Consider the following 14,813-nt stretch of genomic DNA (forward strand, 5'->3'; position numbering starts at 1 on the left):
CCGGACCCCGGGCCGGGGGGCGTTCCCTATCCTTTTGCTCCGCGCACAGGGGCGGCGCGGGGACGTCTTTGACCGGGAGCGAGGCGCCGTGGAGCAGTCCAACAGCAATGCCGTCAGCGACAGTACGGTGCACTCGCTCGTCCAGATCTCCGGTCCCGTCCACCAGCTGAACGTGGGGTGCGCGCCCGAGGGGCACGAACCCGCCGACGTCTGGATCGAGTCGGTGCGGGACTCGGGCGTGTGGCAGCACGTTCCGGCGGGCCGGGACACGGCCCCCTGGCGGCAGCGCGCGGCGCGGGCGGCCGCGCGGCTCGCCGCTCTCCGTGACGAGGCCGAGGGGCGGCTCGCCGAAGACCCCTGGCAGGAACCGCAGTTCGCGGCGCGCTTCGCGGAGCGCGTCGAGTGGGTGCTGGGCGAGCCCGACCGGGACCGCGCGCCGGACCTCTACCCGGCCGAGGCCGCCCTCCTCGCGCTCCTGCCCTTCCTGTACCGCGTCCAGACGCTGCGGTGCGCCGTGGCGCACGCGGCCGTCGAACCGTGGCGCCTGGGCCCCGTGCCGGGCGCGGGCCGGGAGCGGGTCTCCTTCGAGGCGTACGCCGACGAGCACAGGCTGCTCGTCCAGCGCGCGCTGCTGCGCCCCGAGGGCGGGGCGGCGATCGGCTGGTGGCTGTTCCACCGCTGGCTGGCCCGGCACGGGGGCTACGCGGACGTCCCCGCGGTCACCGAACTGCTCGGCGCGGTCGGCGATCCGGCCGCCGCGCTGGGCGAGGTGCTGGCGCCCTCCCGGGTGAGCAGGCTGCTGAACGGGCTGCGACGGGGCCCCGACGTGTGCAACGCGGAGTTCCTGGAGGGGCTCGCGGCGGACGAGCGGCTGCGCGGTCCCGGCCACCAGCGCGTGCGCGAGCAACGCCTGGTGCTGCTGGCCGCGCTGGCGTACGCGGCGTCCGTCGAGGCGACCGCGCTGCCGGACGTCGTGGCGGACCACCTGGGCATCCCGAACCCGGTGGACCTGGACGGCCTGCGCCGGACGCTGGCGGAGTCGAGCTGGGGCGGCACGTCCGAACTGCCCGTCCTGCGGGCACGGTGCGCGCACGAGGCGGTGGTCGAGGGGCTGCGGGCGTACGTGGTGCGCGCGGACGAGCTGCTGCACGCGGTGAGCCGGACGGCCCGCTCGCGCGTCAACCACCCGATGCCGCCGCTGCCCGACCGGCTCTCCGCGGACGGGGTCGGCCCGGCGGAGGGCACGTTCACCGGCTGGGCGGGCTTCCGGCTGGACGAGCGGCGGGTGCGGGAGCTGCTGATGGGCGTGCAGCTCTACAAGGACCGGGACCTGGCGGTGCGCGAGCTGTACCAGAACGCGCTGGACGCGTGCCGGTACCGCAGGGCGAGGACGGAGTACCTGGACCGTACGTCGCCGGGCGCGTCGTACGCGTACGAGGGCCGCGTCTCGTTCGTCCAGGAGACGGACGAGGACGGCCGCGAGTACCTGGAGTGCCGTGACGACGGCATCGGGATGGGCGAGGCGGAGCTGCGGGGGGTGTTCTCGAACGCGGGGGCGCGGTTCGCGGAGCAGCAGGACTTCCGGGAGGAGCGGGCGGAGTGGGAGCGCCTCGACCCGCCCGTCACGCTCCACCCCAACAGCCGTTTCGGCATAGGCGTGTTGAGCTACTTCATGCTGGCGGACGAGATCCGCGTGACGACGTGCCGGATGGGGCGGGACGGGATGCCGGGTCCGGTGCTGGAGGCGGCGGTCTTCGGGCCGGGACACCTGTTCCGGATCGCGCGGAAGGCGGAGCGCGGAGAGGCGCCGGGGACGGTGGTGCGGCTGTACTTGCGCGAAGTGGAGGAGGGCTGGTCCTCTCCCGACGTGCTGGCACGGCTGCTCGGCATCGCGGAGTTCCCCACGGAGGCGCGGCACGGCGGGAGGTGCGCGACGTGGGAGCCGGGCACGCTGCGCCCGAGGGAACGGCCGCCCGGCGAGTGGTTCGGGCTGAACGCGCACCGCCAGCTGCTGCCCTGGCCGGACGCGCCCGAAGGAACGCAGGTCGTCTGGTGCGAGGGCGGCGGCGGACTGCTCGTGGACGGCCTGGTCGTCCGCCCGTCGACGCGCGGCGGAGTGCTGACGCCCGCGGGGTCGGGGCTGGCCGGCGCGGTCGTGAACCTGTCGGGCGCTTTCGCGCCGGAGCGGCTGTCCGCGGACCGGACGGAGGTCCTGGACGACCTGCGCGGGACGCTGCACGGCCTGCTGGCGGGGGCCGTGGGGCACTTGGTCGCGCACGGCGGGGGGCTGCTCGACTTCGGTTGGCTGTGCGAGATCGCCGAAGACAACGCGCCGCTGGCGGACCTGATCGCGATCGAGTGCATCACGAAGGACCGCACGCTGCGCCACGATGCCGAGCTGTTCCGCATCGCGCGCACGGGGGTCCTGCCCGCGGACCTGCTGCTCGCCCGGCCGAAACTCCACCCCACGTACCGCCCGACGCGACATCGGTCGGGACCGCCCCTCCACGACTTCTCCGTTCCCGACCACATCCTGCTCTGGCGGCAACTGGCGCACCGGCCGCATCCCGCGCTGTCGGAACTGGCCGAATTGTGCCCGGAGTTGGACGCGGTGGGTCCGGTTCTTCCCGCGCTCCCCTCGGACCAGACCCTCCTCACCTCGCTGTCGGGCACGCGCTGGGACCGCGGGGACGACGGATCCGGACTGGATGTGCTCGACTGCGCTCTCGACCTGGGCCGGACGCCCCGTGAGGTCGCCTCGCGTGCGGCGCTGCTGGGGCTTCCCGCACTGCCTCCCGAAGCGTTCCCCGACGCCTCCGTCCCCCCGGCGAACGGCCATCTCGCCCTCAGTGACGTACGGATGGCGCTCGGCGTGCCCGACGTCTCCGCCATCGTGCGGGACGCCGCGTGGACCGGCACGGCGGTCGCCGACGTCGTCGCCCGGCTGCGCGAGGCGGGCGGGGAAGTGCGGGAGGACGTCTGCGCGACCGCTGCCGCCGTCGAGCGGGACCGCTTCCTCCTCGACTACCTGACGGGGTCGCCCTGCCCGTGGTTCGCCCCCGGGGCGACCGTCCATCCGGGTCAGCTCGCTTCCCTCTCCGCCGAGGCGGGAATCCCCGTGCCCGAACTGGTCGCACGGTTGGAGCGCTGCGGCCTGGTGGCGAGCGGCAACGGGCTGCCCGAGCGTCCCCGTCCGGAGTTCTCCGGACCGCTCCACGAAAAACCCGGCGCCCCCGGGCAGTGGCTCTCCCGGTCGGCCCCCGTGCCGCCGGGCCACGTCCTGGCCGCCGCCGAGCAGTGGCGCGTCACTCCGGCCGAGGCCATGGCGCGCTTCGCGGAGCTGGGGTTCGTGCCGCCCGAGCCGTTTCCCGATGCCCCCGAGCCGTACGACTCGGAGCTGCTGGCCGGTCGCCCGGACCCCTTCGTGTCCCTCGACCCGCCGCTGCGCCCCGGGCACCCCGTGCCGTACGCGCACCCGCTGGCGGCGGCCGCGCGCCTGGGCATGCCCCTGCGCGACGTCACGGCGCGGCTGGGCGCCTACGGCATCGACGTTCCGCTGCGCGGGCCGACGGTGGAGCACCCGCTCGACGCCACGCTGTTCCAGGAAGGGGGTCCGCTCGACTGGCACGGAGTGACGACGGCAGACCCGTTCCCGTTCGCGCACGTCCTGGCCGCCGCGCGGAACCTGTTCGCCGATCCGGAGGAGATCGCGGCCAGGCTGACCGACTGGGGCATCGAGCTGTCGTGCTCCCGGCTGCCGGAAGGGCTCTCCTACCCGAACGCGCTGACGCTGCTGTCGGGTCGGCGCACACTGCTGCTGACGGCCTCCGACCACGTCACCTTCAGCGACCTCCTGGACCGCGCCCACACCATGCACGAGCCCGTCCGCCGCGTCCACTCCTGGCTCACCCGGCTCGGCATCCCCACCGTCGACCCCGTGCGGGCCGTCCGCGACGCCCTCCCCCTCATCCCCCTCGCGCGGCCCCCCGCCGCTCCATGATTCCCTGTCGCACATGAGCAACCGCACCAACCGCACCATCACCGTGACCACCTGGTCGCTGGAGCAGACCTCCCCCGGCGACCTGCGCCCCTCCCCCGCGCCCGAGGGCGACGAGCTGCGGATCGTCCGGGCCGAGGTCCCCTCCCCCGAGTTCAGCCGGTTCCTGTACGCCTCCGTGGGCGGCGACATCCAGTGGCACGACCGGCTCTCGCTGACGCACGACGAGTGGCGGAAGGTGCTGGAGCGGCCCGGTGTGGAGACCTGGGTGGCGTACTGGCGGGGCACCCCCGCCGGGTACGTGGAGCTGGACCCGCAGGACGACGGGACCGTGGAGATCATGTACTTCGGGCTGATTCCGGCCTTCCGGGGGCGCCGGATCGGCGGGCACCTCCTCTCGTACGGCACCGCCCGCGCCTGGGACCTCGCGGAGCGCTGGCCGGGGCGCGAGTCGACGCGACGCGTCTGGGTGCACACCTGCTCCAAGGACGGGGAGCACGCCATGGCCAACTACGAGCGGCGCGGTTTCCGGCTCTTCGACACGAAGAGCGAGGAGGAGCCGGAGCTGGCGACGCCCGGACCGTGGCCCGGAGCCTGACCGTCCGAACGTGATCCGGACCACACCGTTTCACCCTTCGGGACGGTGTGGTCCACATTTTGGATAGTGGTGGACTGGCCAGAACTCCACGTGCCACGCTTCCGCCATGGATCGAACTGGAAATGCCTTGGTGAGTCGACGGCACGTCGACCTCGGCCGCATGTCCAGCGCCATCTGTCCGGCGAGCTGACAGCACAGCACCGCCGATCGGTCCCGTACCGTCCCCACCTTCCTCCCTCCCTGCGCACCGCCACGCCCTTTTCCGCGAGTGTGCAGGTCAGAGCCGCCCTCCTGCAGTCCCGAAGGACGTACCTCCATGGCCGCCACCCCGGAACAGCCTGCCGCAACCACGCCCCGCCGCAAGGCCGGACGCCACCGTGGCGAAGGACAGTGGGCCGCGGGGCACTTCACCCCGCTGAACGGCAACGAGCAGTTCAAGAAGGACGACGACGGTCTCAACGTGCGGACACGCATTGAGACGATCTACTCGAAGCGCGGATTCGACTCGATCGACCCCAACGACCTGCGCGGCCGGATGCGCTGGTGGGGGCTCTACACCCAGCGCAAGCCCGGGATCGACGGCGGCAAGACCGCGATCCTGGCGCCGGAGGAGCTGGACGACGAGTACTTCATGCTGCGGGTGCGGATCGACGGCGGCCGGCTCACCACCGAGCAGCTGCGGGTGATCGGCGAGATCTCCGAGGAGTTCGCCCGGGGCACCGCCGACCTCACCGACCGGCAGAACGTGCAGTACCACTGGATCCGCATCGAGGACGTGCCGGAGATCTGGCGGCGGCTCGAAGCGGTCGGCCTCTCCACCACCGAGGCCTGCGGCGACACGCCCCGTACCGTCCTCGGCTCGCCGGTCGCGGGCATCGCCGAGAACGAGATCGTCGACGGCACGCCCGCCATCGACGAGATCCAGCGCCGCTTCATCGGCAACCCGGACTACTCCAACCTGCCGCGCAAGTTCAAGACCGCGATCTCCGGCTCGCCGCAGCTCGACGTGGCGCACGAGATCAACGACATCGCCTTCGTCGGCGTCGTCCACCCCGAGCACGGCCCCGGCTTCGACCTCTGGGTCGGCGGCGGCCTGTCCACCAACCCCAAGCTGGGCGTGCGGCTCGGCGCCTGGGTGCCGGTGGAGGAGGTGCCCGACGTCTTCGGCGGCGTCATCGGGATCTTCCGGGACTACGGCTACCGGCGGCTGCGCAACCGCGCCCGGCTGAAGTTCCTGGTCGCCGACTGGGGCCCGGAGAGGTTCCGCGAGGTCCTGGAGACCGAGTACCTGAAGTACACGCTGGTCGACGGGCCCGCGCCCGAGCAGCCCGCCGAGGTCTGGCGCGACCACCTCGGGGTGCACCGGCAGAAGGACGGGCTCTTCTACGTCGGGTTCGCGCCGCGCGTCGGCCGGGTCGACGGCGCCACGCTCACCAAGATCGCGGACCTGGCGGCGGCGCACGGCTCGGGCCGGCTGCGCACCACGACCGAGCAGAAGATGATCGTGCTGGACGTCGCCGAGGACCGGCTGGAATCGCTGGTCTCCGGCCTCGAAGCGCTCGACCTCAAGGTGAACGCGTCGCCGTTCAGGCGCGGCACGATGGCGTGCACCGGCATCGAGTACTGCAAGCTCGCCATCGTCGAGACCAAGGCGCGCGGCGCCTCGCTCATCGACGAACTGGAGCGCCGCGTACCGGACTTCGACGAACCGCTCACCATCAACATCAACGGCTGCCCGAACGCCTGCGCCCGCATCCAGGTCGCGGACATCGGCCTCAAGGGGCAGTTGGTCCTGGACGACGAGGGCAACCAGGTCGAGGGCTACCAGGTGCACCTCGGCGGCGCGCTCGGCCTCCAGGCCGGGTTCGGCCGCAAGGTGCGCGGCCTGAAGGTCACCGCCGACGAACTCCCCGACTACGTGGAGCGCGTGCTGAAGCGCTTCCGCGCCGAGCGCGAGGACGGCGAGCGCTTCGCGACCTGGGCGGCCCGCGCGAGCGAGGAGGCCCTGTCGTGAGCGAGCGCGCCGCCCCCTTCCACTGCCCGTACTGCGGCGACGAGGACCTGCGCCCCAACGAGACCGGTCACGGCGCCTGGGAATGCGCGGCCTGCAACCGCGCATTCCAGCTGAAGTTCCTCGGGCTGCTCGCCCGGGGAGTTCAGCGCGACCCAGGCGGAGGCGAAGAGATATGACGGTTGCTCAGGACGAAGAACTGAAGGAGCTGGCCGAGCGCGCCGGGCGGGAGCTGGAGGACGCACCCGCGCTGGAGATCCTGCGGTGGGCCACCGACACCTTCGGCGCGCGCTTCTGCGTCACCTCCTCCATGGAGGACGCGGTCGTGGCGCACCTCGCGTCCCGCGCCAGGCCCGGCGTGGACGTGGTCTTCCTGGACACGGGCTACCACTTCCCCGAGACCATCGGGACCCGCGACGCGGTCGCCGCCGTGATGGACGTCAACGTCGTCACGCTGCTGCCGTGGCAGACCGTCGCGGAGCAGGACGCCGAGTACGGCCCGGAGCTGCACGACAGGGACCCCGACCTCTGCTGCGCGCTGCGCAAGGTCAAGCCCCTGGAGGACGGCCTCAAGGACTACGCGGCTTGGGCCACGGGCCTGCGCCGCGACGAGTCCCCGACCCGGGCGAACACCCCGGTCGTGGGCTGGGACGCCAGGCGGCGCAAGGTCAAGGTGTCGCCGATCGCCCGCTGGACGCAGGGCGACGTGGACGCGTACGTCGCGGAGCACGGGGTGATCACCAACATGCTGCTGATGGACGGCTATCCGTCGATCGGCTGCGCCCCCTGCACGCGCCGCGTCGAGGAGGGCGAGGACGCCCGCGCGGGCCGCTGGGCGGGCCGCAACAAGACCGAGTGCGGGCTGCACGGCTGATGACGGATCTGGGAGTGAAGAACGTGACTGGGGCCACCATCTGGCTCACCGGGCTGCCGAGCGCGGGGAAGACCACCATCGCGTACGAGCTGGCCGGGCGGCTGAAGGACGAGGGCCACCGGGTCGAGGTGCTCGACGGCGACGAGATCCGCGAGTTCCTCTCGGCGGGCCTCGGCTTCGACCGCGCGGACCGCCACACCAACGTGCAGCGCATCGGCTTCGTCGCCGAACTGCTGGCGTCCAACGGCGTGCTCGTGCTGGTGCCGGTCATCGCCCCGTACGCCGACAGCCGCGACGCGGTGCGCGAGCGCCACGCCAAGCAGGGCACCGCCTATCTGGAGGTGCACGTCGCGACCCCGGTCGAGGTGTGCTCCGAGCGCGACGTGAAGGGTCTGTACGCCAAGCAGGCGGCGGGCGAGATCAGCGGACTGACCGGCGTCGACGACCCGTACGAGGCCCCGAAGGCCCCGGACCTGCGGATCGAGTCGCACCGGCAGACCGTCGCCGAGTCCGCGGACGCGCTGTACGCGCTCCTGACCGAGAGGGGTTCGCTGTGACCACCACGGCCACCACCGTGCACGAGGGCACCGACAGCCCCTACGCGCTCAGCCACCTGGACGCCCTCGAATCGGAGGCCGTGCACATCTTCCGCGAGGTGGCGGGCGAGTTCGAGCGGCCGGTGATCCTCTTCTCCGGCGGCAAGGACTCCATCGTCATGCTGCACCTGGCGCTCAAGGCGTTCGCGCCCGCGCCGGTGCCGTTCTCGCTGTTGCACGTCGACACCGGGCACAACTTCCCCGAGGTCATCGAGTACCGCGACCGCACGGTCGAGCGGCACGGGCTGCGGCTGCACGTCGCGTCCGTGCAGGAGTACATCGACGCGGGCACGCTGCGCGAGCGGCCCGACGGGACCCGCAACCCGCTCCAGACGGTGCCGCTCACCGAGAAGATCCAGGCCGAGAAGTTCGACGCGGTGTTCGGCGGCGGGCGCCGCGACGAGGAGAAGGCCCGCGCCAAGGAGCGGGTGTTCTCGCTGCGCGACGAGTTCTCCCAGTGGGACCCGCGCCGCCAGCGCCCCGAGCTGTGGCAGCTGTACAACGGCCGGCACGCGCCCGGTGAGCACGTACGGGTCTTCCCGCTCTCCAACTGGACCGAGCTCGACGTCTGGCAGTACATCGAGCGCGAGGGGATCGAGCTCCCCGGCATCTACTTCGCGCACGAGCGCGAGGTGTTCAAGCGCGACGGCATGTGGCTGACGGCCGGCGAGTGGGGCGGCCCCAAGGAGTCCGAGCCGACCGAGACCCGGCTGATCCGCTACCGCACGGTCGGCGACATGTCCTGCACCGGCGCCGTCGACTCCGACGCCACCACGCTCGACGCGGTGATCGCGGAGATCGCCGCGTCCCGGCTCACCGAGCGGGGCGCGACCCGGGCGGACGACAAGATGTCCGAGGCCGCGATGGAAGACCGCAAGCGCGAGGGGTACTTCTAAATGACCAGCACCACCGAGCAGTCGAGCGCCACCACCCTGCTGCGCTTCGCCACCGCCGGGTCCGTCGACGACGGCAAGTCCACGCTGGTGGGCCGGCTGCTGCACGACTCCAAGTCCGTGCTCACCGACCAGCTGGAGGCCGTCGAGGCGGCGTCCGCGCGGCGCGGCCAGGAGGCCCCGGACCTCGCGCTGCTGACCGACGGGCTGCGCGCCGAGCGCGAGCAGGGCATCACCATCGACGTGGCGTACCGCTACTTCGCCACCGCGCGGCGCCGCTTCATCCTGGCCGACACGCCGGGCCACGTGCAGTACACCCGCAACATGGTGACCGGCGCCTCCACCGCCGAGCTGGCCGTGGTCCTGGTCGACGCGCGCAACGGCGTGGTCGAGCAGACCCGCAGGCACGCCGCGGTGGCCGCGCTGCTGCGCGTGCCGCACGTGGTGCTCGCGGTCAACAAGATGGACCTGGTGGACTACCGCGAGTCGGTCTTCGCGGAGATCGCCGAGGAATTCACCACGTACGCTTCCGAGTTGGGCGTGCCGGAGATCACCGCGATCCCGATCTCGGCGCTCGCCGGGGACAACGTGGTCGACCCGTCCGCCAACATGGACTGGTACGGCGGCCCCACCGTGCTCGAACACCTGGAGACCGTGCCGGTCAGCCACGACCTGGCGACCTGCCACGCGCGCTTCCCCGTCCAGTACGTGATCCGCCCGCAGAGCGCCGAGCACCCCGACTACCGGGGCTACGCGGGGCAGATCGCGGCGGGCACGTTCCGGGTCGGCGAGTCCGTGACGGTGCTGCCGTCGGGCCGTACCTCGAAGATCGCCGGGATCGACGCGCTGGGCGAGTCCGTGGACGTCGCCTGGACCCCGCAGTCGGTGACGCTCCTGCTGGAGGACGACGTCGACGTCTCGCGCGGCGACCTGCTCGTGCCGAGCGGCGACGCGCCCGCGACCAGCCAGGACGTCGAGGCGACGGTCTGCCACGTGGCCGACACGCCGCTCACCGTCGGCCAGCGGGTGCTGCTGAAGCACACCACCCGCACGGTCAAGGCGATCGTGAAGGAGATCCCGTCCCGGCTCACGCTGGACGACCTCTCGCAGCACCCCGAGCCGGGGCGGCTGGTGGCCAACGACATCGGCCGGGTGAAGGTCCGCACCGCCGAGCCGCTGGCGCTCGACGCGTACGCCGACTCGCGGCGCACCGGCTCCTTCCTGCTGATCGACCCGGCGGACGGCACCACGCTGGCGGCCGGCATGGCGGGCGAGTCCTTCGCCACCACGAAGACCACGACCGTCGAGGACGAGGAAGGCTGGGACTTCTGATGGCCTTCGACGTCTACGCGACCTTCGCCAAGGAGGGCGGCCGCATCGGCAGCGGCTTCCTCGGCGCGGGCAACGGAGGGGTGGCGCGATGTGCGCGCTGACGTACGCGCACCGCTCGCGCGCCCACACCCCCCGCACCCCGTACCGCCGAAGACCCGACGCTCCCCCGGCCACGCCCTGACGGCGTGAGAGCCGGGCCACCGAGAGGAACACCTCCCGTGCCTGCCACGCCCCGCGCCACCCTGCGCCGCTCCGTCGCCGCGGCCGCCGCACTGCCCCTGCTCGTCGGTGCCCTCGCCGCCTGCGGCTACGGCTCGGAGAAGAAGGACGACGAGAAGGGCAAGGTGGCCGCCGAGGGCAAGAAGCTCTCCGCCGACACCGTCAGGCTCGGCTACTTCCCCAACCTGACGCACGCCACCGCGCTCGTCGGCGACCAGGAGGGCCTCATCCAGAAGGAGCTGGGCGGCACCCAGCTGAAGTCCACCACCTTCAACGCGGGCCCCTCCGAGATCGAGGCGCTGAACGCCGGGTCGATCGACATCGGCTTCATCGGCCCCTCCCCCTCGATCAACGGCTACACCAAGTCCCAGGGCAAGAGCCTGCGCATCCTGGCCGGTTCGGCGTCGGGCGGCGTGCGGCTCGTGGTCAACCCGGACAAGATCAAGACCCTGGACGACCTCAAGGGCAAGAAGATCGCCACCCCGCAGCTCGGCAACACCCAGGACGTCGCGTTCCTCAACTGGATCGCGGAGAAGGGCTGGAAGGTCGACTCCCAGTCCGGCAAGGGCGACGTCTCGGTGGTCCGCTCGGACAACAAGGTGACGCCCGACGCCTACAAGTCCGGTTCCCTGGACGGCGCGTGGGTGCCGGAGCCGACCGCGTCCAAGCTGGTCAGCGAGGGCGCCAAGGTGCTGCTGAACGAGTCGGACCTGTGGCCCGACAAGAAGTTCGTGATCACCAACATCATCGTGTCGCAGAAGTTCCTCAAGGAGCACCCGGACGTCGTCGAGGCGGTGCTGCGCGGCTCGGTGAAGACCAACGCGTGGATCAACGCCAACCCCGACAGGGCGAAGGCCTCGGCCAACGCCAAGCTGAAGGCGCTGACCGGCAAGGAGCTGAAGCCGGAGATCATCGACCCGGCGTGGAAGTCCATCCAGTTCACCGACGACCCGCTGGCGGCCACGCTCCAGGCGCAGGCCGACCACGCGGTCAAGGCCGGGCTGCTCAAGGAGCCCGACCTGAACGGCATCTACGACCTGAAGCCGCTCAACAAGGTGCTGAAGGCCGAGAACAAGCCCGCGGTCGCCGACGCCGGTCTCGGCGTCAAGTAACCGTCCCGGATCCCAGGAGGTGACGATCATGGCTTCCACCCTGACCGAGGACCAGATCGAGGGGAGCGCGGCGTCCGGGACCGGCCACGCCGCCCGCATCGCGCACGTCTCCAAGTCCTTCCCCGGCCCCGCCGGGTCGCAGCTCGTCCTGGACGACATCTCGCTCGATGTCGCGCCCGGTGAGTTCGTCACCCTCCTGGGCGCATCGGGCTGCGGAAAGTCCACGCTGCTCAACCTGGTCGCCGGGCTCGACCGCCCGTCCGCGGGGTCCATCGAGACCCCCGGCGGGCGGCCCGCCCTGATGTTCCAGGAGCACGCGCTGTTCCCGTGGCTCACCGCGGGCAAGAACATCGAGCTGGCGCTGCGGCTGCGCGGCGTGGCGAAGGCCGAGCGGCGCGGCGAGGCGGAGCGGCTGCTCGAACTGGTGCGGCTCGGCGGCTCGTACGGCAAGCGGGTGCACGAGCTGTCGGGCGGCATGCGCCAGCGCGTGGCGCTGGCCCGCGCGCTCGCCCAGGACAGCCAACTGCTGCTGATGGACGAGCCGTTCGCGGCGCTGGACGCCATCACCCGGGACGTGCTGCACGGCGAGCTGACCCGGATCTGGGCCGAGACGAACGTCTCCGTCCTGTTCGTCACCCACAACGTCCGCGAGGCGGTGCGGCTCGCCGAGCGGGTCGTGCTGCTCTCCTCGCGGCCCGGCCGGGTGGCGCACGAGTGGCGGGTGGACATCCCGCAGCCGCGCCGGATCGAGGACTCCGCCGTGGCGGAACTCTCCGTCGAGATCACCGAACAACTGCGTGGGGAGATCCGCCGACATGGCCAGCACTGAGACCACCGAAGTACGCAAGACCGGTGGTGCCGAGGACCTCGCGGGGCTCGAAGCCGGGCTCGACGCGCTGGACGCGGTGCAGTCGCACCGCACCCCGGTCCGCGAGGTGCTGCTCAAGAAGGTCCTGCCGCCGCTGACCGCCGTCGCACTGGTGCTCGCCGTCTGGCAGGTGCTGGTCTGGGCGGAGGTCACCGACCCGAGCAAGCTGCCCTCACCGTCCGCGGTGTGGGACAGCCTGTCCGAGATGTGGATGCAGGGCACCCTGATCGAAGTCGTCTGGACCAGCGTCTCGCGCGGTCTGCTCGGCTTCCTGCTGGCGCTCGCGATCGGCACGCCGCTGGGGCTGCTGGTGGCCCGGGTGCCGTTCGTCCGGGCGGCGATCGGACCGATCCTCTCCGGGCTCCAGTCGCTGCCCTCGGTGGCCTGGGTGCCGCCCGCGGTGATCTGGCTCGGCCTCAACAACTCGATGATGTACGCGGTCATCCTGCTGGGCGCGGTCCCCTCGATCGCCAACGGCCTGGTGTCCGGCGTCGACCAGGTGCCACCGCTCTTCCTGCGGGCGGGCCGCACGCTCGGCGCGACCGGGCTGCGGGGCACCTGGCACATCGTGATGCCGGCCGCGCTGCCCGGCTACGTGGCGGGGCTCAAGCAGGGCTGGGCGTTCTCCTGGCGCTCGCTGATGGCCGCCGAGATCATCGCGTCCTCACCCGATCTGGGCCTGGGACTCGGGCAGTTGCTGGAGAACGGCCGGAACAACTTCGACATGGCGGGCGTCTTCCTCGCCATCTTCCTCATCCTGATCGTCGGCATCGCCATCGATCTGCTGATCTTCAGTCCGCTGGAGCGGTGGATCCTGCGCAGCCGCGGTCTCCTGGTGAAGAGCTGAGCGCGCCACGATGAACCAAGGCCCCGTACTTCTCGTCATCGCCCACGGCAGCCGCGACCCGCGGCACGCCGCGACCGTGCACGCCCTCGTGCGGCGCGTGCGGGCGCTGCGCCCCGGACTGCGCGTGGAGACGGGGTTCCTGGACTTCAACGCCCCCTCCGTACCGAGGGTGTTGGAGCGCTTGGCGGCGGAGGGAGAGCAGGACGTCATCGCCCTCCCCCTGCTGCTGACCCGCGCCTTCCACGCCAAGGCCGACATCCCGGCCGTGCTCCACGAGGCGGCGGCGCGCCTGCCCCGGCTGCGCATCGGCACGGCCGGGGTGCTGGGCCCTTCGCCGCTGCTGCTCGCCGCGCTCCAGCGGCGGCTCGCCGAAGCGGGAGCGGGGCTCACCCCCGCCGACCGCCGCGGGACCGGGCTCGTCCTGGCCTCGGCGGGCTCCACCGACCCGGAGGCGATCGCAGTGATCGCTGAAATCGCGCGGGAGCTGCGGCACACCGGTTGGTGCGCCGTGCGGCCTGCGTTCGCCTCCGCGGCTCTGCCCAGGACGGACGAGGCGGTACGGGCGCTGCGCGCCGAGGGCGCGGAGCGCGTCGCGGTCGCCCCGTACGTCATCGCGCCCGGTTTCCTGCCGGACCGCATCGCGCGCGGCGCGGCGGAGGGCGGGGCCGATGTCCTCGCGGACGTCATCGGCCCGGCCCCCGAGCTGGCCCGCCTGGTCCTGACGCGCTACGCCGAGGCGACCGAGGAGCGCGCGGCGGCGCGGCTGTCGACGGTCACCGTCGCCTGAGTCGATCAGGCGAAGTCGAGCTTCCCCGTCCTGGTCCGCTTCAGCTCGAAGAAGTCGCCGTGGTTCGCCAGCACCCGGAAGCTCTCGAAGAGCCGGACCGCCTCCGCGCCACGCGGAATGGAATTGAGCACCGGCCCGAACCAGACGGTGCCGTCCACGTGGATCGTCGGTGTGCCCACGTAGCCGCCCGCCTCCGGGTCCTGGCCCGACTCGTGGCTGCGGCGCAGGAGTCCGTCGTACGCGTCGGAGTGCGCGGCCCCCGCGAGTTCGGCGGGCAGGCCGAGCTCGGCCAGGGCCTCGACGACGACCTGGTCGAAGTCGGTCGCCGCCCGTTCGTGGATGCGGGTGCCGAACGCGGTGTAGAGGTCGCGCAGGACCGCGTCGCCGTGCTGCTGGGCGGCCGCGACGGCGACGCGCACCGGACCGATCGACTTGTCGACGAGTTCGCGGTACCAGTCGGGGAGTTCGTTGCCCTCGTTGTGCAGGTACAGGCTCATCACCCGGAAGCGCAGGTCGAGGCCGGTCTGCCGTTCGACCTCCAGGATCCAGCGGGAGGTGATCCAGGCGAAGGGGCAGGCGGGGTCGAAGTAGAAGTCGACGGAGGCGGGGGCCGGGGCGGGGGCGGAGGCAGGGGCGGGGGCCGGTGTTTCGTTGCTCATGGCCGTGAGGCTAGTGCCCC

At 72.2% G+C, this 14,813-nt stretch carries 14 protein-coding genes; 13 read left to right on the forward strand and 1 reads right to left on the reverse strand.

Annotated elements, in window-relative coordinates; all coding sequences use genetic code 11:
- Positions 1-88: 88 nt before the first annotated feature.
- The 13 genes from ACIBNE_RS35920 to ACIBNE_RS35980 all read left to right on the forward strand — a co-directional run bounded on the left by ACIBNE_RS35920 (position 89) and on the right by ACIBNE_RS35980 (position 14,134).
- A complete protein-coding gene (locus ACIBNE_RS35920; protein ID WP_399279276.1) occupies positions 89-4,000 on the forward strand; it encodes an ATP-binding protein in 3,912 nt (1,303 codons plus the stop codon).
- Between the two features lie 13 nt (positions 4,001-4,013).
- The gene (locus ACIBNE_RS35925; protein ID WP_399279278.1) at positions 4,014-4,595 is read left to right on the forward strand and encodes a GNAT family N-acetyltransferase; all 582 of its coding nucleotides are present in this window, start codon (positions 4,014-4,016) and stop codon (positions 4,593-4,595) included.
- A gap of 106 nt (positions 4,596-4,701) precedes the next feature.
- Entirely contained in the window at positions 4,702-4,785 is an 84-nt protein-coding gene (locus tag ACIBNE_RS35930; protein WP_399279402.1) for a putative leader peptide, read from the forward strand.
- A 126-nt stretch (positions 4,786-4,911) separates the two neighbouring features.
- The gene (locus tag ACIBNE_RS35935) at positions 4,912-6,609 is read left to right on the forward strand and encodes a nitrite/sulfite reductase (protein WP_399279280.1); all 1,698 of its coding nucleotides are present in this window, start codon (positions 4,912-4,914) and stop codon (positions 6,607-6,609) included.
- The gene (locus tag ACIBNE_RS35940; RefSeq protein ID WP_399279282.1) at positions 6,606-6,785 is read left to right on the forward strand and encodes a hypothetical protein; all 180 of its coding nucleotides are present in this window, start codon (positions 6,606-6,608) and stop codon (positions 6,783-6,785) included. The genes ACIBNE_RS35935 and ACIBNE_RS35940 overlap by 4 nt, the downstream gene beginning before the upstream one ends.
- Positions 6,782-7,480: a phosphoadenylyl-sulfate reductase gene (locus tag ACIBNE_RS35945; RefSeq protein WP_399279284.1), complete on the forward strand. Its 699-nt coding sequence runs from the start codon at positions 6,782-6,784 to the stop codon at positions 7,478-7,480. Before ACIBNE_RS35940 ends, ACIBNE_RS35945 begins: the two co-directional genes overlap by 4 nt.
- Positions 7,480-8,037, forward strand: a complete 558-nt coding sequence (gene cysC / locus ACIBNE_RS35950; protein ID WP_399279286.1) for an adenylyl-sulfate kinase — start codon at positions 7,480-7,482, stop codon at positions 8,035-8,037. Before ACIBNE_RS35945 ends, cysC begins: the two co-directional genes overlap by 1 nt.
- Positions 8,034-8,972: a sulfate adenylyltransferase subunit CysD gene (gene cysD / locus ACIBNE_RS35955; protein ID WP_399279288.1), complete on the forward strand. Its 939-nt coding sequence runs from the start codon at positions 8,034-8,036 to the stop codon at positions 8,970-8,972. Before cysC ends, cysD begins: the two co-directional genes overlap by 4 nt.
- Positions 8,973-10,301 (forward strand): sulfate adenylyltransferase subunit 1, encoded by a 1,329-nt coding sequence (locus ACIBNE_RS35960; protein WP_399279290.1) that lies wholly within the window; start codon positions 8,973-8,975, stop codon positions 10,299-10,301.
- A gap of 218 nt (positions 10,302-10,519) precedes the next feature.
- On the forward strand, positions 10,520-11,632 hold the full coding sequence (locus ACIBNE_RS35965; protein ID WP_399279292.1) for an aliphatic sulfonate ABC transporter substrate-binding protein: 1,113 nt from the start codon (positions 10,520-10,522) through the stop codon (positions 11,630-11,632).
- A 28-nt stretch (positions 11,633-11,660) separates the two neighbouring features.
- A complete protein-coding gene (locus tag ACIBNE_RS35970) occupies positions 11,661-12,461 on the forward strand; it encodes an ABC transporter ATP-binding protein (protein WP_399279294.1) in 801 nt (266 codons plus the stop codon).
- Positions 12,448-13,347, forward strand: a complete 900-nt coding sequence (locus ACIBNE_RS35975) for an ABC transporter permease (RefSeq protein ID WP_399279296.1) — start codon at positions 12,448-12,450, stop codon at positions 13,345-13,347. The genes ACIBNE_RS35970 and ACIBNE_RS35975 overlap by 14 nt, the downstream gene beginning before the upstream one ends.
- Positions 13,348-13,357: 10 nt before the next feature.
- Complete coding sequence (locus tag ACIBNE_RS35980; protein ID WP_399279298.1) at positions 13,358-14,134, forward strand: sirohydrochlorin chelatase; 777 nt, start codon at positions 13,358-13,360, stop codon at positions 14,132-14,134.
- Positions 14,135-14,139: 5 nt separating this feature from the next.
- Here the strand turns inward: ACIBNE_RS35980 and ACIBNE_RS35985 are convergent, their stop codons facing one another.
- Entirely contained in the window at positions 14,140-14,793 is a 654-nt protein-coding gene (locus ACIBNE_RS35985) for a DsbA family protein (RefSeq protein ID WP_399279300.1), read from the reverse strand.
- Positions 14,794-14,813: the final 20 nt, after the last annotated feature.

It is taken from the genome of Streptomyces sp. NPDC050504 (assembly GCF_044458065.1).
GTDB lineage: Bacteria > Actinomycetota > Actinomycetes > Streptomycetales > Streptomycetaceae > Streptomyces.